14 protein-coding genes and 1 tRNA gene are annotated in these 21,284 nt (G+C 49.4%); 5 read left to right on the forward strand and 10 right to left on the reverse strand.

Going from position 1 to position 21,284, the window contains the following annotated elements:
• Positions 1 to 15: 15 nt before the first annotated feature.
• The 6 genes from ACYVUT_RS07810 to ACYVUT_RS07835 form a co-directional block, all read right to left on the reverse strand.
• Positions 16 to 837: a class C sortase gene (locus ACYVUT_RS07810; protein WP_484501793.1), complete on the reverse strand. Its 822-nt coding sequence runs from the start codon at positions 835 to 837 to the stop codon at positions 16 to 18.
• Entirely contained in the window at positions 827 to 2,455 is a 1,629-nt protein-coding gene (locus ACYVUT_RS07815) for an isopeptide-forming domain-containing fimbrial protein (protein ID WP_484501794.1), read from the reverse strand. The genes ACYVUT_RS07810 and ACYVUT_RS07815 overlap by 11 nt, the downstream gene beginning before the upstream one ends.
• 70 nt (positions 2,456 to 2,525) lie before the next feature.
• Positions 2,526 to 6,569: a SpaA isopeptide-forming pilin-related protein gene (locus tag ACYVUT_RS07820; RefSeq protein WP_484501795.1), complete on the reverse strand. Its 4,044-nt coding sequence runs from the start codon at positions 6,567 to 6,569 to the stop codon at positions 2,526 to 2,528.
• Between the two features lie 467 nt (positions 6,570 to 7,036).
• The gene (locus ACYVUT_RS07825; protein WP_484501796.1) at positions 7,037 to 8,590 is read right to left on the reverse strand and encodes a Rib/alpha-like domain-containing protein; all 1,554 of its coding nucleotides are present in this window, start codon (positions 8,588 to 8,590) and stop codon (positions 7,037 to 7,039) included.
• A 15-nt stretch (positions 8,591 to 8,605) separates the two neighbouring features.
• On the reverse strand, positions 8,606 to 9,457 hold the full coding sequence (locus ACYVUT_RS07830; protein WP_484501797.1) for an NAD(P)H-hydrate dehydratase: 852 nt from the start codon (positions 9,455 to 9,457) through the stop codon (positions 8,606 to 8,608).
• A gap of 2 nt (positions 9,458 to 9,459) precedes the next feature.
• The gene (locus tag ACYVUT_RS07835) at positions 9,460 to 10,746 is read right to left on the reverse strand and encodes a serine hydrolase (protein WP_484501798.1); all 1,287 of its coding nucleotides are present in this window, start codon (positions 10,744 to 10,746) and stop codon (positions 9,460 to 9,462) included.
• A gap of 99 nt (positions 10,747 to 10,845) precedes the next feature.
• On the opposite strand from ACYVUT_RS07835, the gene ACYVUT_RS07840 reads away from it, so the two are divergent.
• Positions 10,846 to 10,929: transfer RNA gene (locus ACYVUT_RS07840), tRNA-Leu, on the forward strand.
• 202 nt (positions 10,930 to 11,131) lie between these two features.
• On the opposite strand, the gene spxB is transcribed toward ACYVUT_RS07840, so the two are convergent.
• Positions 11,132 to 12,982: a pyruvate oxidase gene (spxB, locus tag ACYVUT_RS07845; protein WP_484501799.1), complete on the reverse strand. Its 1,851-nt coding sequence runs from the start codon at positions 12,980 to 12,982 to the stop codon at positions 11,132 to 11,134.
• 311 nt (positions 12,983 to 13,293) lie between these two features.
• Between spxB and ACYVUT_RS07850 the strand changes: the two genes are divergently transcribed.
• From ACYVUT_RS07850 to ACYVUT_RS07865, 4 genes are read left to right on the forward strand one after another with little or no spacing between them, the layout of a single operon-like run.
• Complete coding sequence (locus ACYVUT_RS07850) at positions 13,294 to 13,476, forward strand: hypothetical protein (RefSeq protein WP_050890867.1); 183 nt, start codon at positions 13,294 to 13,296, stop codon at positions 13,474 to 13,476.
• The gene (tnpB, locus tag ACYVUT_RS07855) at positions 13,469 to 13,816 is read left to right on the forward strand and encodes an IS66 family insertion sequence element accessory protein TnpB (protein WP_041811714.1); all 348 of its coding nucleotides are present in this window, start codon (positions 13,469 to 13,471) and stop codon (positions 13,814 to 13,816) included. Before ACYVUT_RS07850 ends, tnpB begins: the two co-directional genes overlap by 8 nt.
• Positions 13,817 to 13,871: 55 nt before the next feature.
• On the forward strand, positions 13,872 to 14,105 hold the full coding sequence (locus ACYVUT_RS07860; RefSeq protein WP_484501692.1) for a transposase domain-containing protein: 234 nt from the start codon (positions 13,872 to 13,874) through the stop codon (positions 14,103 to 14,105).
• On the forward strand, positions 14,062 to 15,405 hold the full coding sequence (locus tag ACYVUT_RS07865) for an IS66-like element short variant transposase (protein WP_484499283.1): 1,344 nt from the start codon (positions 14,062 to 14,064) through the stop codon (positions 15,403 to 15,405). The genes ACYVUT_RS07860 and ACYVUT_RS07865 overlap by 44 nt, the downstream gene beginning before the upstream one ends.
• An 83-nt stretch (positions 15,406 to 15,488) precedes the next feature.
• Here ACYVUT_RS07865 and ACYVUT_RS07870 read toward each other — a convergent pair whose 3' ends face one another.
• From ACYVUT_RS07870 to ACYVUT_RS07880, 3 genes are all read right to left on the reverse strand, one after another.
• Positions 15,489 to 16,646 (reverse strand): hypothetical protein, encoded by a 1,158-nt coding sequence (locus tag ACYVUT_RS07870; RefSeq protein WP_484501800.1) that lies wholly within the window; start codon positions 16,644 to 16,646, stop codon positions 15,489 to 15,491.
• Between the two features lie 161 nt (positions 16,647 to 16,807).
• Positions 16,808 to 19,222: a phosphoenolpyruvate synthase gene (ppsA, locus tag ACYVUT_RS07875; RefSeq protein WP_439774840.1), complete on the reverse strand. Its 2,415-nt coding sequence runs from the start codon at positions 19,220 to 19,222 to the stop codon at positions 16,808 to 16,810.
• Between the two features lie 396 nt (positions 19,223 to 19,618).
• On the reverse strand, positions 19,619 to 21,238 hold the full coding sequence (locus tag ACYVUT_RS07880) for a putative polysaccharide biosynthesis protein (protein ID WP_484501801.1): 1,620 nt from the start codon (positions 21,236 to 21,238) through the stop codon (positions 19,619 to 19,621).
• Between the last annotated feature and the right edge of the window lie 46 nt (positions 21,239 to 21,284).

Consider the following 21,284-nt stretch of genomic DNA (forward strand, 5'->3'; position numbering starts at 1 on the left):
CTGTCCACCCTCCTTCTATTTATGTCTTTCTTGCCTGTGTTCCTTTATCAGCTGGCCCAGCCAAATAAGAACCAGGAGGAACATCAAGGCTACTACACTATAGTATACAACTTTTTTAAGCGGCAAATGGAAGGCATCCTTGGTCTTCTCTGCCGGATTCTTGACCCTGACTCCCCTGATCAAAAGCCGCTTGGTATTGATCCCGTAAGGAGTGCAAGTCAGCAAGGTGCAATAGTCCTTGCCTTTAACAACTTTCAAATATTTAGAGCTGTCCGGCTTGACGACATGAATCGCGTCGACTTTATAGCTGATCTTCCGGTCTAAAACAGTCACTGTAAAATGGTCACCCAGTTTGAGCTCATCCAAGTCCGTAAATAGCGTCGCGCTGGGCAGGCCCCGGTGGCCGACTAAAACCGCGTGGGTCGACTTGCCGCCAATGGGCAGGCTGGTGCCTTCCATATGACCGATCCCATCCCCCAGGACTGCCTTGGCCGTACCATGATAAATCGGCAGATGGACCCGGATCTTGGGAATATCGACATAAGCCATCACGTCTGTTGATGGCACCACCAGGTCTTGCCGGTAGCCGGGGATAATTTTGGGATGATAAAAGGCGGCTGGCGTTTGAGCTAGCCGCCTATTATACTTTCTGGCCTTGGCAAGCAAGTTGGCTTTCAGCCGCTTGTTTTGCCTGGCCGCCAGCTTCGCGTAGGCGTCAGCCTTTTGGCCACTGTTTTGAGTATTGAAGTGGTCGCTGACGATTGGGTACAGGGAGATGGCAAAGCCGGCCAAAATGACCACTAAACGAATGATCAGCGTTTTTCTGTTAGTTTGCACGCTTCTTCTTCAAGCTTGGTGCAGCGATAGCGGCGATAACCACCAGGGCACCTGCTGCCAGGAAGATGTAGCGGCCCATGCCACCAGTGCTTGGCAGAACGAAGGCGCTGTCGGACTTGTTGTTCACAGTGGTTTCGATGACGCCTGAAGCCGTGTCAGCTGACAAGGCAGAGTTGTTAACAGACAGTGAAGTCAAAGCAGCATCAGCAGAGTTTTGCTTGTCAAAAGTTGCTGAAATCTTGAATTCGATGTCGTCAGCCTTCTTGTAGCCCTTTGGCACAGTACTTTCAACGATCTTGTATTCACCCTGGTCAAGACCGGAGAATTCGAACTTGGTCCCGTCAACGATCTTGGCAACAATGCTGCTGTTGTCAGTAGTCTTGTCTGGGTTGATAGTAGCGATAGTCTTGTAAGTGTCGCCATCCTTCTTTTGCAGGGTAAAGCCCGCGCCAGTCAATGGCTTATTGCCGTTACCAGTCTTGTTGACTACCAGTTCGTAAGTGTAAACCTTGGCATTCTTGTTGGTAGTCGTACCAGTACCGTTGCTGTATGGGTTGTTGGAGTAAGTCAGCTTAACATTGTTGACGTTGCCGGCTTGACCGACTACGGCGTTTTCGTTCAGCTTGGTGTTGTAAGTTACGACGATGGTGTCGCTGGTCTTAACCGTGCCAGCTTCAACCAGCTTCTTAAGGTCAGTCAATTCAACCTTGAAAGTGGTGCTGCCGTCGTTGTTCTTAGTAGTAGTTACAGTGTAGTCGGTACCCTTGGTCAATTTAGTAGCGCCAGTAGCGTTGATCCCCTTAGCATAACCAGAAGTTACGTTTTCAGCTTGAACAACGATTGAGCTTTCGTCCAAGGTCAAACCCTTTGGCAGGGTGTCAGTAAAGTAGTAAGTGTAGTTGTCGTATGACTTGATTTGGCTGGAGATGGTCCCAGTAACCATAAATGGAACAGTGTCGCCAATGTTGTAGTCAGTTGCGTCTACATAGTTTCTTGAGCTGGTAGCACCCGGGTTGCCTTCCAGAACCTTCTTGTGAACGGTTGGAGTGGTGGACTTAACGTTCAGAGTCACGTCCTTGTTAACCAGGCCAGTCAGCAGGGTTGCTGAGTAGTTGTGCGGGTCGCTTGCATTGTCCGCGGTCGCGTCAGCCAGCATGTAGTAACCGGCGTTGTCAGTAGACAGGGTGTTTTCCCCGCTCTTGAAAGTTTGGTCAGCATCCAGCTTGGCTGAACTGATCCCCTTGTAGGCAGCGTCAGCGAACTTCCGCAAGGTTGCGTCTTCACCCGCAGTTGAGTTGTCTGACTTGGAGTGAGCCTTGATGAAATCCTTCAAGCCATCAAAGTCGCTGACGGTTTTACCGCTGGCGTCACTTGCGGCCTTTAAAACGATGTCCTTGTACTTGCTGTTTAAAGTGTAAGTTACGGCATCGTCAGAACCGACTTCAGCCTTCAAAAGCTGATAGCCATTGTACTTTGAATCAGTACCGTTGATTGTTACCTTGATTGAACTGGCCGCGTGGACAGTCTGCAGGCTGGCCGGAATGGCAGCGAGCAGGCCAAACAGCAAAACCAGGGCGCTGAACAGGCTGCTCAGCTTTCTCGTCATTTTACTAGTCATGTTTTCCTAACCTCTTTGTTTACTCTTTCTTTTTCTCTTTATGCTGATTCTCTCTTGTTACTCTGCTGATTTACTTCTTTTTCCTTCTGGCTGTCCAGCTGGCCGTCAGAGCCGCGCTGACGCCGATCGCCGCGTAGGCCCAGATGCCGCTGGCACCAGCTTCCGGCAAGGCAAAGTTTTCGCTCTTTGCCTGGTTCAAAATGGTGATTTCCCCATTCTTGATCCCGTTGTTGTTCCGGTAGCTGCTGGTGTATCCTGGCACCGCCTCCTCTTCTGCAAAATATACTAAGCTGTTTCCATCTAAATCTTTTTGTGGCAGGCCGCTCCAGACATGTTGCCAGTTGTTGGCACTGGAGAGCTTGACCGTGTCAACCAGGGTCTTGCTGGTCTGGTCGATCGCCAGCTGGGGATCTGTCTTGTCGATTTCCGGCGATCCAATCCAGTTATTGGCCTTGATGACGATGTTTGTATCTTCATTAATGGCACTGGAAGTAAAAGCCTTGCTGCCAGACTGCAGCTGCTGGTCAACCCCGTTGACTAGAACGCTGGCTAAGCCGGAACTATCAATGGCTCCCTGCTTTTCCCAGGACAGGCCAACCGTGCTGCCCTTGGCAACTGCCCAGTCATAGCTATATTTTGTGTTTCCCCAGCCATCTATAACGGTTACCTTGACCTTCACCCCATCCAGCTTCTTGACAGCCCGGTAGAGGTGAACCGTAATTTCCGGCACCCCGGCCTGGCCGGCGGTGCCGTCATGGTTCAGCCAGGTCTTGCTTACCTTCAATTGGCTGTAGCTGTCTGGAACGTAGATTGAACCGTCGGCGCTGGCAAAGAAGTGAACGTTCTTTTGCCCGCCAATTTCATTCTGGATGGATGAACTTAAGCTACTGTAAATGCTGCTTTGGCTCTTCTCGCCGTCCATCCAGGCCAGGTAGTAGTAGTTCTTGTTCAAGCTGTAGCCTTCCGGTGCCTGGGTCTCCTTAATCCGGTAGACAGCGTTGTTGTCTAAGTCGGCGATAACAATCTTACCGTCCTTATCCGTCGTCAAGTTCGCGGAGACCTTGCTCCAGCTGCCATTATTTTCTTTTTCCAGGCTGAATTTGGTCCCCGGCAAGGTCTTGGCATTGTTGTCCGCGTCAACCTTGTAGACGGTCACCTTTTTAGCCTCACCCCAAGCTGAAGAATCGCTGTTGGTCAGCTTGCTTGAAGTATTGGCTGAGTAGTGACCAGCCAGAGAAGCGCTGTTGGAAACAGTCGGGTCAATGTTGTCCCCGCTGTCAAAAGAGTAGTGGTAGACCAAAACGCAGGCCTGCTTATCCGGCAATTCCAACTTCAATTCCTGCTTGTCCGGATCATAATTCAAGCTGTACAAGCTTGAATCCAGCTCCTTGCCCAGGTGATCCTTGGCAGTTGGGTCATACTGGTAAAGCTTGGTTTCCTTCAATTTAAGGTTGGCCTGCATCCCGTCCGGCATGGACAACTGGTCAGTCAAAATAACCGTGTCCCCATTCGGATTGAGGTCCTCAGCTGCTGGATTGATGTTGACCTGGTAAGCAACTTCATTGGTCAAGCTGCCACTGGCGTCCTTGACCTGGCTGCCAGTCTTGGCCAAAACAGGAACATCCCGGTTGATGGTCGTCTTCTGGCTGTCTTCATCACCTTTGAAACTGGCGGTGTTGACATAAGTCTCGGACTTATTCTTCATGTTTTTCCAAGCACTGTCATCTTCAAACGATGCTTCGTAGGTCAGCTGGATCTTTTGGTCATTGCTGCTGTCGTAACCTGCTGGCAGGGTAATAGTCAGCTTGGTCTGCCCGTCAGCAGTTTTCTCAGCTGCGATCTGCGGCTTTTGTTCCTTGTCCAGGTCATAGCCGTTGTCTTGCTTGGTCCAAGTGTACCAATCGTTTGAGTAAAAGGCCGCTTTAAGGGATCCTTCAACATAGGTCAAGCCTTTTGGCAGAGTGTCCGTAACGACCAATTTGCCGCTTGAACCCTTGTCCACGTCAAGCAAAAGCTTGTAGTAGATCTTGCCGTTGGCCTTGTCAATATCTGACGTAATCGGCTTGCTTTGGTAACTGCCCGCATCACCAGTCAAGCTGGCCAGCTTGCTGATGTGGTTCTTGACTGAGAAGCTGTGCTGGTCATAGCTTTCCTTGTTTTGCTTCTTGTCATTGACGCTGACCAAGGTCCCCTTGTTGTAGTAGGTCCAGGTTTCACCGGCAACTGCTTCGCTGACCTTGGCACGGGTTGAATAGTGAATCGTGTACTTAGTCGGCGTCAAAGTCTTGCCAGAAACGGCCGTCAGCTGCAACTTGAACTTCTTGACTGGAGTAGATGAGTCAGTATTTGCAACGACCTTCCCGTCCTTGTCATAGCAGGTCAGTTCCAGCTTGTAGTCTCTGCCTAAAACATAGCTGCTGTTTTCGCCAGTCAGACTTTGCTGGCTCTTGTCAGTCAATTCCCGGTAGAGCTCACTTGCTAAAGCGTAGTGACTGCTGTTTCCCCGGTCAACCGCGGCTTCATCGTGACTGGTATAGCTTGAAGCATTGTAGATGTAGTCTTCATAAGTCAAGGTTGACAGCTTTTCACCAGTCAAGGTCATATCTGAGTGCCACTTGTAGCGCTGCTCATCGGCATTCAGCTTTTCTTCTGAGTCATACTGTTTCTTTAAGTCAAAATTGCCAGTTTCTTCAGTTACGGTTGTTTCGTCGCTAGCCGTATAGCTGTGGCCGTCACCCTTGAAGTCAGCCTTGTTGGTCACCTTGGTGTTTGCTGGTAAAGAAGCTGTCTTTGTCTTGTAGACGATCTTGAAGCTGTGCTTCTTCAAGCTGTCCGGCAACTTTGAAAAATCCAGCTGAATCTGGTCATCGCCCTTTTTGCCTTTAACAATCACTTTATTCAAAACACTTGCTGACTGACTGGAGTCATCGTTGTCAGTGATCGTTATGTCGCCGTCCAAAGTCAGCTTGTTTGGCAGATCATCACTAAGCTGGTAATGGCTGATGTCCCGGCGGTCATCATTGACGGTGATCGTCCAATCGATCCCGCCCTTGCTGTAATTGCCGGATTTGTCAACCAGAGACTTGGAAACTGTCTCTTGGTCTCCACCATAGCTTTCTTTTTTCCCGGAGGTCGCCTTGACGTTGTTGCCAACCTGCACGTAGCCGTTGGTTCCGTCTTTTGGCGTAATATCAACTGAGTAAGTAATCTTATAGGATTCTCCCTTGCCCAGCTGCGGCAGGTCCTTGATGGTAAAGGTATTGTTGTTAATCTGCGGCTTGTAGTCTGACAGGCTCATCTCTGTCTTTTGGCCGCTGGCATCTTCTTTGACGATCTTGAAGCTGCCCTCTTTATACTTGCCGGTCGCATTGTTGATCCAAGCCAGCTGGTCAGTCACATTGACCTTGTCCGGGCTGCCGTTTTGCGATGAAACGGTAACCGTGTAGTCTACTTTATTCTGGTCGCTGGAGACTTGGCCAGTCTTTTTGACGGAAATGTCTTTTGTTTCCGTTTCCTCATGCTTCTTAATCGTGATGCTGGTTCCCGATCCCGGGAAAACTATCGGCTTATCGCTAGAGGAGCTGGATTTTTCCAAAGTCCCGGTGACCATCAGTTCCGCTTTTTCCAGGCCGGCAGCTGGATCAAAATTGTCATTGAAGCTGATCTCAACTTTCCCAGAAGTAGAAATAGTGTAGTCACCGATTATCTTGCTGGTGTCTTTCTTGTCATAGACATGACCGGACAGTTCTTTGTCGATCTTGAAGCCATCGGGGAACTGGTAAGTTACCTTGCCCTTGGCCGCTAATGAATCAGGCGGAATCGTATAGTCAATCTTGGCTTGCACGTTTGCCCCGTTTTCCAGGCTGCTGCCGCTATCGACCTTGACCCATTTGTCCTGGCCATTGATATTTTGCTTGGTCGAAATAGTTATATCCTTAATCCATTTTTCTTCAGCCAGGTCCGCGCTGCTCTTAACTGCAGCTACTGCTGAAGAAGGGGCAAGAATATATTCCGAAATCCCGGCTCCGCAGGGCAGAAGCAGGCTCAAAGTGAGCACAAGTGCTGTCAGCAAGTGGAGAAACTTCCAGCAGCTCTTTTTCTTAACCCATTTCATTTCAAATCACCCAATTTATCATCTTTTCTCAAAGTGAAACTATTTATATTGCTTTATCCAATTATTAATGAACTAATTATAACGTTATTTCTACGCCTATAAGGCATAAATAACATTAAGTTAATACACAAGCTCATCACCCCTTAAAAAGCCGGGGCTAAATCTTCAACTATTGTCTTAAATATAGGCCTCTATCATCTTTTACGCAAGATTATTTCACAAAAAAGTAATTAGTTTTTAGTTATCATATAGAACTTAAATTTAATTTGCGCAAATGATTGGATCGCTTTTTATTTATTTTTTACTATACACAGCTATGGCACATCTTTGTAATATCGTAATACTAGTCGCTATAAAGCTATACAAGACAAAAAAACAGGGCTCTTTCACTCTTTGTGAAAAAGTCCTGTTTACTTTTACATTAACAAGCAATATTGCTCTTTTGACCAGAAATTCTACTTAAAGGCCTACTTATACTTGATAACGACCTTGGTACCCACCTTCAGCTTGCCTGAAGTCCGTTGGCCATACAGCCAGCGGGCGTCGCTCAAGGTCAAGCGGATGCAGCCGTGGGAGTCCGGCTTGGTCCCCTGCACAGTCAAGTGAGCATTGCTGCCGACGCCGCCGTAGCCATAGTGGTAGCCCTTGTAGTAGACGCCAGAGCCGTAGTTGTTGATCGGCACGCTGTGGAACAAGTAGTCACTGCCATAGTAGGCCATGTAGTAACGGGCCCCTACGCCGTCTGATGAAACAAAGGACGGGCCGTAAGCTGCCTTGATCGAGAAGGTGCCGCGCGGCGTGTCGCTTTGGTACTTGCCATTAGTCATTTCAAAACGGCCGGCTGAAGAGTACATGGTGTAGATGACCTTCTTGCCGCTCATGACGTAGACCCGGTTGCCCAAAATGGAAACCCGGATCCAAACATTCTTGTACTTGGCCAGGTTCGGGTAAGCCCGCTTCTCACTTGACTTGAAGTAGTAGTCCCCAGTCTTGGCCCGCATGTCTGCTGGGTCATAGTAAGGGGCGTTGGCCGGCTTATGAAGAACCTGCTTGTAGCTAACCTTGACCGTAACGTTCTTGGTCTTGCTAGTCACTGTCTTGGCCTTAACCTTAGTCGTGCTGCGCTTGTAGCCGCTTATAGTAGGAACCTTATAACTCTTCCAGGTCCCTTTTGACCACTTGCCATAGCTCTTCTTAGAGCTGGTCGAAGTCTTGGTCAATTTGCCATCAGTATAGGTTTTAGTTGTCGTGGTGGTGGTCGTCACCGTTCTGGACAGCTTAACCTTTTGGGTGATGGTCTTGTTCTTGCCCGGACGGTCCAAGATGATCTTCCGGGTCTTGGTTACATATTGCTTCTTCTTGCTCTTCTTGACCGACTTCTTGGTCGTCACGACTGAAGACACTTTAACCGTAACAGCCACCGTATCAGTCGACTTGTCGGTGTAGGTAACCAAGACAGTCCCTTTAACCGTGCCAGCCTTGGCGGTGCTTGGTGCCTGCTTCCAGGTCACGCTGGCCACGTTCTTGAGACTGGAAAGGTTGCTGATAGCTGAGCTGGCCGACAAAGTCTGGCCAACCTTGGCAGTCAAGCCAGTCTTGGCGACCGGGCTGTTCTGGCTGGCATAACTGGTTACTTCCAAGTCGACTGCAACTTCACTGGTCGTCCCGTCAGTATAAGTGATGACTACCGTTGCCTTCTGGCTGCCGGCAGTTGACACGTCTGGCGTGGTCTTCCAGCTGTAACCCTGGACGCTCTTTAAATCAGACTTGTTGCTGATGGCGTCAGAAGCATCCGGCAGCGTGCCGACGGTCGTGGTCAGCTTCTGCCCCTTGGCTTCCTGCTGGTTTAAAGCAGTAGATGCATCCGACGTATCCGTAGTCGTATTAGTTGACGTATTGGTCGTCGTGTCCGTCGTCTGCGCCGTATCCGTGTCGGCCAAGACAGCTTGGCTGCCGATTCCGCTGGTCAGCAGGGTCAAAGCGGCCACTGAAAGCAGAGTAAGATACTTTGACTTTTTCATAATTTCCTCCGATATCTAACAGGTGCTCAGGCGCTTCATCAAGCGCGGCATATAAGCAGAGATTTGCGTTGGCCGGACAAGGTAGGAAGACTGGTAAAGGTCGTCTCCTGCCCTTGAATGGCAGTAAACCGCTGCTGAAACACTGGTCAGCTTGGGGCCAAACTGGCCAATAAAAGCGGCAATAATACCGGCTAAAGTATCGCCCATTCCGCCCGTAGCCATCCCTGGGTTGCCGGCTGAATTGCGGTAGATTTCACCTGTAAAGCCATATACTCGCGTTCGATGTGCCTTCAAGACCAGTATAACATTTTTCATTTCGCCCGAAAACAAACGCGAAAGAGCCGCTTGATTGGTCTGGTCTTCCTGGTCAGCAATCTTGATCCCGCTCAGCCTCTGCCATTCCATCTGGTGGGGAGTCAGAACGACTAAACCAGCCTGGAGATTTTTGAGCAGGTCTGGCCTTTGACTGAGCAGATCCAAGGCGCTGGCGTCAAAAACAATAGTCTGGCCAGAACCTGCATGCTTGCAGACTGCTTCCAGAATTTTCCAGGCTTTTTCATCCAAGCCCAGGCCCGGACCGCACAAAATTACGTCAGACTTGGAAATTTGCTCAGCCAGATCTGAATTGTAGTCAAGCACGGCTGCTTCTGGCAGGCGGGCGTGGAGGGCGGCGAAATTGACCGGGTCAGTCGCTACCGTCGTCAGACCCGCCCCAGAACATACCGCGGCCTCAGCAGCCATGCTGATGGCTCCGCCGTATTGGCGATTTCCGCCAATCAGCAAGACCCGGCCGTAATTGCCCTTGTGGCTTTCAGCCGGCCGGGGGCGGACCACCTGCCGGGCTAAATCTTCATCAATGCTTTTCATTTTTACTTGCTGCCAAAAATGCTCCGCCACAGACGGACGAAGAAGTTGGCCTCCTGATTGTCCTTGGTTGCTACAGCTGGCGCGGTCACCGTCTTACCGCTAAGAGATGGCAATTTTCCGCTAGTTGCTGAAAACTTGTAGCTGGCCAGCTTGCTCCCCTTCTTTACAGGTGCTGATACTGCAGTCTTGGACAAAGAGGTTTGCAGCTTGCTGCCCTGCTTGGCCCAGATGGTCACCGTCTTGCCCAAAACAACTTTGCTGCTGGTTTCCTTGCCTTCTGGCACCTTGACCGTGTTAGCCCCGCTGATGCTGGACCCCTTCTTCAAGGTAACAGCCGTGTAGTTCTGGTAAACATAGTGCATCAATTTGGCCGTTTGCACGAAACGGGACGGGTCCTGGCTGTTTGCGTGCTTGGCGCCCAAAACTACAGTGATGATCCGGTGGCCGTTTTTCTTAACAGTCCCGGCGAAGCAGGCACCTGCTTTGTCAGTCGTCCCCGTCTTCAAACCGTCAACTGGCAGGTCAGAGTAGTAGCTGCTGAGCCCCTTCAGCATCCAGTTCCAGTTGGTCATCTGGCTTTGAGTTGAGCCGGATGAGAAAGTAGCGCTGGTGATTGAAGTCGTCTGCAAGACTTCCGGGAAGTCCTTTAAGAGCTTCTGGCAGACGATAGCCATGTCAGTGGCTGACATCTCATTTTCAACATTCTTGCCTACGCCCGGGTAAGCCGCTGAGCCAAGGTTGCCGTTGGCCAAGCCGCAGGCGTTATAGATCTTGGCGTCCTTGATCCCCCAGCTGGTCAAAAGCTGACGCATCTTTTTAACAAAAGTCACCTGGTCGCCGCTGACAGCCTGGGCCAGGGTCATAGCTGCCCCGTTGGCGGATTCGATCAGAGTAGCCCGGTAGAGCTCCTTGATCGTGTAGGCATGGCCACTGGTCAAAGGCACGTTGGAATACTCGGTGTTCTGGCTGACCTTGGCAATCGCGGACGTTGGCTTGGCCGTGCTGGTCCAGGACAGCTTGCCTTGCTTAATGGCCTGCAGGGTCAGGTAAACCGTCACCAGCTTGGTCATGGAAGCAATCTGCCGCGGAGTCGTGGCATTCTTGGCATAAAGGATCTGCCCACTGTCGGCATCAACGGCAATCGCCGCCTTGACGTCCAGGTTCAGGTCCTGCTGCTGATAGTTGGCAGTTGCCGCCGCAACCGGCGCCGCCTGCCAAGTACTTATTCCGGTCAGCAAAAATCCACTGGCTGCCAGACTCAGCAGCGCCTTTTTTATCTTTTTTAACAAAATCGCTCCTCTTTTCAAAAAAAATTACGAAAATTTTGAATTAGCACTTCCATTTTACCAAATTTTTGCTATTATTAAATATGTGCTGAGGCACGAGATGCCCACTTGGCGGAATTGGCAGACGCGCAGCGTTCAGGTCGCTGTTCTGGCAACAGAGTGAAGGTTCGACTCCTTTAGTGGGCATGAATGAATAGCTGGGACGTCCAGCATGGGAGTTTTGAGAGCTGACCTTAGGGTCGGCTCTTTTTTGCTTCTACTGCCTTTTTAGCCTAGCAAAGTAATGGAAAACTGCTCCTAAGAAAGAGTAAATATTTTCTAAAAAGACAAAAAGAAGATCTCCTTTTTAAGGGAGATCTTCTTTTAATGTTGCTAGTTATGCCGGCAATTAGTGAGAAGCACCTGAAGTAGTGTCTGGCGCGGTTTCCGGAGATGAAGCGCTAGTAGTTGCTTGAACTTGCAATGCGTCAGCCTTGTCTTCTGAGTGACCAGATGCACCTGAAGCCGCGTCAATGTCCAAGCCAAACTTTTCAGCAAAGTATGAGAATGGGTGCAGAGCTTCTGCGTGGTAGTACTTCACGAATTCTGGGTCATCCAGAGTGTTAAGTTCAGTTGAGTAAGCCATGTGCTTAGTGTACTTAACGTCGATGAAGGCTGGGCCGTCCATCTTCTTCCATTCTTCTACAGCTGCTTGGAATTCAGCCTTGTCGTGAACAGTGAAGGCCTTCATGTTCATACCTTCAGCAACCTTTGCCCAGTCGTTGTCTGGCAAGATAACACCTGACAGAGGCTGGTTTGATTCGTCACGTTGTTCTGCTTCGATGTAGCCCAAAGTTTCGTTAGTGAAGACAACAGTCAATACGTGCATGTTGTAGCGAGCCAAAGTCAGCAGTTCTTCGCTCATCATAGCGAAGCCACCGTCACCGGCCAAGTGCCATACTTCACGGTCTGGGTAAGCAGTTGCGGCTGCAATGGCAGCTGGTGAACCGTAGCCCATGGTTGCGTGCAAACCGGAAGTAGTCCAGCGCTGCTTGCCATTCATGTTCAACAGACGTACGTGGTCCATGTTGACGTTACCAACGTCAATAGCGAAGACAGCGTTGTCTGCGGCTTCCTTGTTGATGACATCCCAGATTGGTTCTTGGCGTACGCGGCCTTCGTCCTTCAAGTGGTCGTCAGCAAATGAAGCAGTCCAAGCGTCCCATTCTTCACGGTCGGCCAAAGCAGCCTTGTAAAGTGGTGATTCTTCACGGGCTTCACCAGCGTCGATCAAAGCACGCAAGCTCTTCTTGGCGTCTGCCAGGATTGATACGTCAACTGAGTGACGCTTGCCTTGCTTTTCTGGGTCAACGTCGATTTGGATAACCTTGGCGTTCTTAGGGAACCACAAGACTGAGAATGGTGAGTTGTTACCAACCCATACTACCAGGTCAGTGTGGCCTTGAACTTCGTTAGGAGCCTTGGCACCGATACGGCCGATAGTACCCAAGTATGGCTTGAAGCTGTCTTCAACGATACCCTTGCCCAGGTATGAGGACATCATTGGCATCTTGAACTTGTCAGAGAATTCCTTCAATTCGTCGGCAGCACCAGAAGCACCCAAACCGAAGTAAACAACTGGGTTCTTAGCTTCCTTGATCAACTTAGTTGCGGCTTCAATTGATTCAGCAGTTGGAGCAGCGTAGTTGTCAGCAACGTGGTTGCTTGCGGAAACGCGGTAGTTGTCTTCGATTTCTTGCCAGCCGAAGTCCTTAGGAATTACCAAAACAGCTGGACCCTTCTTTGCGTATGCTTGACGGATAGCAGTGTCCATCAAGACTGGCAAAGCTTCCTTGGTCTTGGCTTGGTGTACCCAAACGGCAACGTCACGGAACCATGGCATTTCGTCAAAGGCTTGGAAGAAGTTGATGTCTTGACGAGGAGTTGGAACGTTGGCTACCAGGGCAACCATTGGGGTCTTGTCGTACTTAGCGTCGTACAAGCCGTTCATCAAGTGGATGGCACCAGGGCCAGCTGAACCCATGCAGACACCAAGCTTGCCAGTAAGCTTGTATTCTGCTGAGGCAGCCAGAGAAGCAGCTTCTTCGTGACGAACTTCGATGAACTTGATCTTGTCTTGCATTTCATAGATCGCGTTCATGGTTGAGTCGAACGAACCGCCTGGGAAACCGTAGAGGTGGTCAATGCCCCACTTGTACATAACATCTAAAACTGCGTTTGCACCCTTAATTTTTGCCATAAGTGAATCTCCTTACATTTAATACCTTCAAAAAATTACTTACATTAATAATTATAGGCTTCTTGTAAGCGCTGTCAACATTGTGAAAATATTAATTTTATTTTCTTGGATATTGCCAGGACAATCTCTTGCTTTTCACAGTTTTAAGAAAGATTCTATGAATATTAGACAAAATTTTATCAATGAAAGCATGCAAAAAGCGGATCATCCGATCCGCTTTTTTGTAAGCACCCAATAGCGCGGTATCTATCAACCCCCGGGCAATAGTCATATACTGTTCTTAACAATTGAATACGGAGGAACACGATATTATGACTGAACATCCAATCGTACCGCTCGAGCTTCCGAAGGGCAAACTCAGACCTAGGAATAAGCTTCCAAAGAACAGGCTCGTTCTCAATCTGAAGTCCAATGGAGTTGAGCTGTCATTTTACAGTGATGCCACTAGCGAGCTTATGCTCGAAGTCGTGGACAGGTTCTTGAGCCATGATTAATCTGGCTGAATTAGGTCGCGTGTTCATTGTTTGCGGTAAGACCGACATGCGCCGAGGAATCGATTCGCTTGCTTACATAGTTAAGAAGAGCTTCAATCTCGATCCCTTCTCTGGATGCGTCTTTCTCTTCTGCGGTAGCCGAAGAGATCGCTTCAAGGCACTATATTGGGACGGCCAGGGATTCTGGCTGCTCTATAAACGCTTTGAGAACGGGAAGCTGGCATGGCCGAACAATGAAGACGAAGTTCGAGAGTTGTCAGATGAACAAGTCATGCGCTTGATGCAAGGCTTTACCATTGATCCTAAAATTAATACTGCAAGAGCTCGTGAATTCTATTGATTTCACGAGCTTTTCTGGTATTCTTATGATTATGAATCAAGGAGGGACAACAACCATGACTGATAAAGAAACTTCAGCTTTAATTGAAACGCTCAAAGCAAATAACGAAGAGCTGCTCAAGCAGGTTGCCCTTCTTACTGAACAAGTTGCTTATTTGACTAATAAGCTTTACGGCAAGTCTTCCGAAAAGAGAGCTGTCAACCCAGATCAACTGAGCCTTTTCGAGGAAGACAATGCCTCTCAAGATGACGAGGACTTACCCTCGCGTTACCGAAACTATTACCTATAAGAGACGCAAGCAAGTCGGCAGAAAGCAAGATATCTTAGATTCTCTGCCGGGCGAGGAGGTTCATCATCGTTTGGATGATCTTACCTGTCCAGACTGCCAGCACGAGCTGAAAGAGATCGGCAGCTTCTGTGCTAGAAAAGAGCTGCTCTATATTCCAGCCCAGGTTAAACGAATCGATCACATCCAGCACTCTTACAAGTGCCAGCACTGCAGTGATGAGGCACCGGCTGACAAGATTATCAAAGCTCCTGTACCCAAGGCACCGTTAACCAACAGTCTTGGCTCAGCTTCTTTGATCGCTGATACGATCTATCAGAAGTACGTTCTCAAGGTCCCTGCCTACCGGCAAGAGAAGGACTTGCGGCGTATGGGCCTTCCGCTTGATCACAAGACGGTTTCGAATTGGCATATCAAAGTCTGCGAGTACTACCTCTCCAGCCTTTACGAGCTCTTGAGAAAAGAGCTGCTAAAGCTGGATGTCATTCACGCAGATGAGACGCCATATCGAGTCTTAGACAGCGAAAGAGCTAAAGACTACGTCTGGACCTTCTTATCAGGCAAGCATGCCGAGAAGCCGATTGTCCTGTATCACCATGGATCACGAAAAGGTGCCGAAGCGTGGGATTTCCTCACAGGCTTCAGCGGATACCTTCATTGTGATCAATATCCTGGCTATTTACGATTAAGCCAACAGGATGTGACTCTTGTAGGCTGTATGGCTCATGCAAGACGCAAATTCCATGATTCCTTGCCTAAAGACAAGGCTAGAGAATCAGACGCAACTTCAGTGGCTAATCAAGGGATCCACTACTGTAATCAAATGTTTAGCCTGGAGCACGCTTGGGAAGATCTTTCCGCTGAAGAGAGATACGAGAAGCGTCAGTCTGAATTAAAGCCTCTGCTAGAGAAGTTTTCCGACTGGTGCTCCAAGAAATCAATCTCCGTGTTGCCTTCCGGCAAGCTGGGGACGGCCTTCCAGTATTGCATAAAGCACATGGACAAGTTCATGAACGTTCTAAAAGATGGTCGCCTTGAACTGTCCAACAACAGAGCAGAACGAGCAGTCAAAGAGATCGTCATGGGACGCAAGAACTGGCTCTTTTCACAGAGCAGTTCCGGCGCCAAGTCCATGGCTATCATTATGAGCATACTCGAAACTGCCAAGCAAAATGGCTTGGATCAATTCAAATATATCAACTATCTTCTAGACAAGCTGCCCAATGAGCTGTCATTATTAGACAATCAACGTCTGGAAGCCTATTTACCATGGGCTGAGAATGTTCAGCTCCACTGCAAGTAAAGTCCCATAAACTGATTAATCCCATCTTAGCATTGCTAGGATGGGATTTTAATATACTCTGCTATTGGGTGCTTACGCTTTTTTTAAGCTTCTTCAAATTCGATAATGCTCTTGGTTGAGATGTAAGCTGGTGAAAATTCGCCCCGGTTGTACTTCTCCACCTTCATGAAGCCGTCCTTAGATGAAAAGACGAATTCTGCCAGTTCTTCCAGGCTGGCAAACTGGTCAGTGTAGAAAGTCCCCTTTTCCGTAACCAGCTTCATCTTGCCGGCAAAAAGTTCCCGCCGCTTAGAGTAATTGTTGGTCCGGTTTTGGTTTTGGTAACCATTTCTCTGGTTGTTTCTGCGCTTGCCGTAATTGCCCCGGCCCCGCTTGTCGTCGCTAGTACGTTTACGGACGACAAACTGCTGGTCATTTGCCGGCTCATGGCTCTTTTCAGCCTTTTCGGCCGGCTTTGCTTCTTCCCCGGCCTCTGGCTTAGGAGCAGGCTTTTCGGCCTCCTCAGCCTTGTTTTCGGCTTCCTCGGTATCATCAAAGGCAAAAGGCAATTCAACTTGCGGGTGTTCAACTAATTTTTCCGTTGCCGGGCGCGGTGCCCTCTTGATAAAGCGCGGACCAGCTGGCTTATCTTCTGCTTCTTCTGCAACCTTTTCTTCTTCGGCTGTATCAGTAGTCTCTACTTGCTTTTCCTGGCTTTCTTGTTCTTGCTTTTCTTCCTCTGCTGGCTTGTCTTCAGTCTTTGCTACTTCTACTGCTTCTGCAGCTTTTTCTTCTTTGACTTCAGCCTCAGAGCTCTTTTCTTCAGCTTCAGTCTTTTGGTCTGTTGCTTTTTCTTCAGCCTTTTCCTCTTCAGCTGCGAAATGGTCGTTGATGTACTGGATGGCGTTTGGTCCCCAGTACTTCTTGTTGTGGTTCTTTTCATCAACGAAGTCTGGCTTCAATTCCTTGTGTTCCCGCAAAAAGATCCGCAGCTTCTTCTTGCCCAGGCCAGTGGTTTCTGCCAGGGCATTGATGTCCAAAAGGCCGTTGTCGGTTGCCGGCGAAGCTGCCGACTTGGGCAAAACCTTGCCCAGCTCTTGGAAGATCTGGCCCACCGCTCGCTCGTCATAAAATTTATTTCCGCTTGGGTCAGTCAAGGTCGGTTTGAACTTGAACTTCATGTTGATCAGGTAGTAGACCTGCTGCTGGGAAACCTGTGCCAATTTTGCGATTTGATCCATTGAGTAGTATTGTTGTGCCATGTATCTGCTTTCCTCTTAACTTAAAGTGCTGATTTTTGCTAAAAAAATTATGATAATTCATTTTCAATTTTACGTCAAATTGACATGAAATGCTTGATTTTTGCAATATTCAACAAAAAAGCCGCTCCATAAGGAGCGACTTGATGATCAAATCAGTCTAATTACCATTCGTAATCTTCAGTGTCCTGCATCCCCAGGCCAGTAGCCTTGTCCAGCAGGATTCTTTGTTCAAAGTGAGCCACGTTGAGCTTGGTTTCCTTAACCATGTCCGGGTTTACGGAAACGTAGTCAATCCCGCTCTTAACCAAGAATTCAGTGAAGTCTGGGTATTCTGAAGGTGCCTGCCCGCAGATGGAAACGGTCTTGCCATCCTTGTGGGCGGTCTTGATCAAGTGACGGATTGCCCGCTTAACAGCCAGGTTGCGTTCATCGTAGAGGGCAGAAACGGCGTCGTTGTTCCGGTCAGTCCCCATGATCAGCATGGTCAAGTCGTTTGACCCGATTGAGTAGCCGTCAACAAACTTGTTGAACTTGTCAGCCAAAATGATGTTGGATGGAATTTCCGCCATCATGAAGACCTTGAAGTCACGGCTGCGCTCAAGCCCTTCGTCAGCCATGATCTTGGTTACCTTTTCTGCTTCTTCAACAGTTCTGCAGAATGGGATCATGACGTTCAAGTTCTTGAGGCCGAATTCGTTTCTAACCTTCTTGACTGCTTCCAGTTCCAGCTTGAAGGCTTCAATGTACTTCGGGTCGTAGTAGCGGCTTGCCCCGCGCCAGCCAAGCAGGTCAGCTGGTTCATGCGGTTCGTACTTCTCCCCGCCCTTCAAGTTCCGGTATTCGCTGGACTTGAAGTCAGAGAATCTTAAGACAACTGGTCTTGGGTTCATGGCCCGGCAGACCTTGCTGATCCCGTTGGCCAGTTCGTTGACAACCCGTTCTGGGTGGCCGGTTTCAATCAAGTAAAGCGGGTGCTGGTGGATGTAAGTGGTCCACAAGAATTCTTCCCGCATCAAACCGATACCATCAGCTGGCAGAGTTGAGTACTTTTCAGCCAGGTCTGGGTCACCCAGGTTCATCATGACTCTGGTTGCCGTTGGCGGGAAGTATTCAGCAGCGGCCATTGGCGCGGTCTCAGCCTTCTTTGGCTTAACGACTTCCTCGGCTACACCTTGGTAGACAACCCCGTTCTTGGCGTCAACCGTTACTTCCTGGCCGGTCTTCAGCAATCTGGTTGCAAAAGTCCCCCGGCTAGCGGTACCAACGATACATGGAATCTGCATTTCCCGGGAAACAATAGCGGCGTGGCAGGTCATCCCACCGTTGTTGGTAACAATAGCTGCCGCCTTCTTCATGGCTGGTACCCAGTCTGGTGAGGTCATCAAGGTAACCAGGATTTCTCCTTCCTTGAATTCACCGATGTCCTTCGGGTCGTCAATTACGTGCACGATACCAGAAGCTACGCCTGGGCTGGCTGGCAGACCCTTGACCAAAACCTTGTTGGAGCTTGGAGCCTTAACGTCAGTTTCTTCCTTGGTGCCGCCCTCCTTCTTTCTTTGTGACCAAACAGTTTCCGGACGGGCTTGAACGAGCCAGAGCTTGTCGTCTTGGTCTCTGGACCATTCCATGTCCATGTAGCAGCCATAGTGCTTTTCAATCTGCTTAGCGTAGCCGGCAAGTTCAATGACTTCTTCATCAGTCAAGCATGGAGTCTTGGCTACGTCTTCCGGGACGTCTCTTTGTTCAACCCCGCCGCCTGGCAGACGGATCAGTTCAATGTTCTTGTTGTTGATGGTCTTGCTTGCGATTTGCATGCTTTCCTTGTCAACTTCGAAGTTGTCCGGGGTAACTGTCCCTTGGACGATGTATTCGCCCAAGCCCCATGAACCTTCGATCATGACCTTGGTGTCGTCACCGTTGGCAACGTTAACCGTGAACATAACCCCGGCTGACTTGGAGAAGGCCATCATTTGGACAGCTGCTGACAAAGCAACTTTCTCTTGCGGGAAGTTTTGCTTGATCCGGTAGTAGGTTGCCCGGTCCGTGAACAGGGAAGCGTAGCAGTCTTGTACCTTGCGGATAACATCCTTGCGGCTTCTAACGTTAAGGTAAGTGTCCTGTTCCCCGGCAAATGAAGCATCTGGCAGGTCTTCGGCCGTAGCACTTGAACGAACTGCAACGTAAGGTTCATTTTGCCCGGTCATCTTGGCCAGTTCGTCATATGAGTTGCCGATGTCTTCGGCCAAGTCTTCCGGCATTGGTGCCTCACGCATGATCTTTCTGATCTGGCTGCAGACCCGGTGCAGTTCTTCTGAGTCTTCTGGGTCCTTCAAAGTTGCCAGCAAGGCATTTACCTTCTCGTTCAAGCCATTGACTTCCATGAAGTGCCGGTAGCCGTGAGCAGTAGTCGCGAAGCCATAAGGCACTGGCACGTCAGTACCTGAAGTCAATTCACCCAATGATGATGATTTGCCCCCAACCAGGGCCACGTCTTCGCGGCGCAGTTGGTTAAACCAAAGAACGTATGCATTTTGGCGTTCTTCCTCAGTCAATTCCTTCTTGTCGTTAACTTCCATTGTTTTCACCTCATATCACTAGGGCTTGTAAGCCTTTTCACTTTTCACTATTGATTATTGCCCTTTTGTGAAAAAATGTCAACAGTTTCTTACAAGTTTTTTGGAGGAATTTCTTGTAACCGTTTCCTTTGCCAAAATAACAATCTTTCCAAAAGACTTTTCTGTTAAAGTACTGGCAACCATCGAATTGTTTTTATTCACAAACTAAAAAATAGTTTTATCAAAAAGCCCGCCCATCCCCCGTCAGACCAAGTCCTTTTGCAATTATTTTCGCAAGATTTTTGCCATGAATAGACGATTTGGGCAAAAAAGCGAATGAAAAAATTCCAAAAATGGCGAAAAAAAGACCCTCCAAAAGGAGGATCTTTCAATGACTCTTATTCTATTTATCCAAACTTATCTGAACTTTTGCATGATCCGGGTCACCCGGCTGCCCAAGATGTTTTCAGCCAAGCCGGTTTTAAGGCTCAAGGCCCCATAGACGATTACGCCTACCCCAACCGCAAGAGCACTGAGCAGCATGGCTGACAGACGGCGGTATGGACTGAGGAAGAGCCCGCCCAGCTTGACCGTGGCAAACACTGCCGCGAACATCACTAAGGAGAAGCTGGCAATCCCGATAAAGCGCCGCATGGTCCGGTCAGCCCGCCAGCGGTATTTCACGCTGAGGTGCTTGAGGGACATGGCGATGACCGCCAAAAGGCCCAGGTTGGTCGCCAGAAGCGGGCCATAGACCTTGAAGAGACGGATCATCGGATACTGGACGATTGACTTGATGACCAAGCCGAGAATCAAATAGCGGATCGCGTACATGTTTTCATCCAGCCCCTGCAAGATGGCCATGAGGACCGTAAACATCCCCAAGCTGATGGCCGTAAAGGAGGACAGGTACAAGACATGGGCTCCCAGCCGGTCATAGCCGTAGAAGATCGTGTACAGAGGATCTGAAATCGCGGCCATCCCCAGTGAAGCCGGCAATAAGACAAACAGGAAAAGTTCCAAGGTATTGCCGATCTGGCGGGAAATATCCCGGTAGTCCCTTCTGGCATGGGCCCCTGACAAAAGCGGAATGGCGGTAACTGCCATGGCCGTTGACAGGGAAACCACGATCATGATCAGCTTGTTGGCGTTCAAGCCGAACAAGGCGTACCAGCTTTCTACTTCATCAAAAGGCACGTGCATGAAGCTGGCAATCATCGGGTGGAAGGTATACTGGTCCACCAGCTGGAAGATGTTGATCCCGGAGTCAATGATGATGAAGGGAATCGACTGCTGAATGATTTCAAAAAGCAGGCTGTTGGTTGAAACTTGCACCTGATTGTTGGACTGGGCGATCAAGGGATCCACCGTCCGCTTCTGCTTGAGGTAAAAAATCACCAGCAGGCCAATACCGAACACGGCCCCGATCGCGGCAGCCAGGTTGGACTGGGTTACCGCGTCAACATAATTGCCATGCTGGACACGCATGATCACATAGGCCGTCAAAAGCATCCAGATCACCCGGGCCAGCTGTTCCACGAACTGGGACATGGCACTTGGCATCATGTCGTTGAAGCCCTGGAAATAGCCCCGCAGAATGCTCAAGATCGGAATGATCAAAACCGCGATGGACAGGCTCCGGATCACCGGAACTTCCTGGGGGTTAAAGCCAGACAGCGGCAAGGCCAAAAAGTACATGCATGCCGCCGAGATGATCCCGAAAGCTCCCATCAAGACCAGGCCGTGCCTAAAGAGCTTGCGGCCGACCCCGTACTCATTCAAGGCATTGTATTTGGCAATCTGCTTGGCGATCGCCCCTGGAATGCCCGCGGTGGAGATGATAATGAACAGGCTATAGATGTTGTAGCTCTTCGCCGTCAGTGAGTTGGCCAAGTTGCCAAACTTTCCCATCCAGGCATACCAAGGGATGATATAGATCGCCCCGAGAATCCGCGACAGGATAGAGCCAATAGTCATCCAGGCCGAGCCCTTTAAAAGCTGAGCCTGGGAGTTGGTCTGTGATTTGTTTTTTGCCATAAAACTTCCCTAATCCTTATACTTCAACCTACTATCATATTCCTGA

Source organism: Lactobacillus sp. WILCCON 0059, assembly GCF_057197985.1.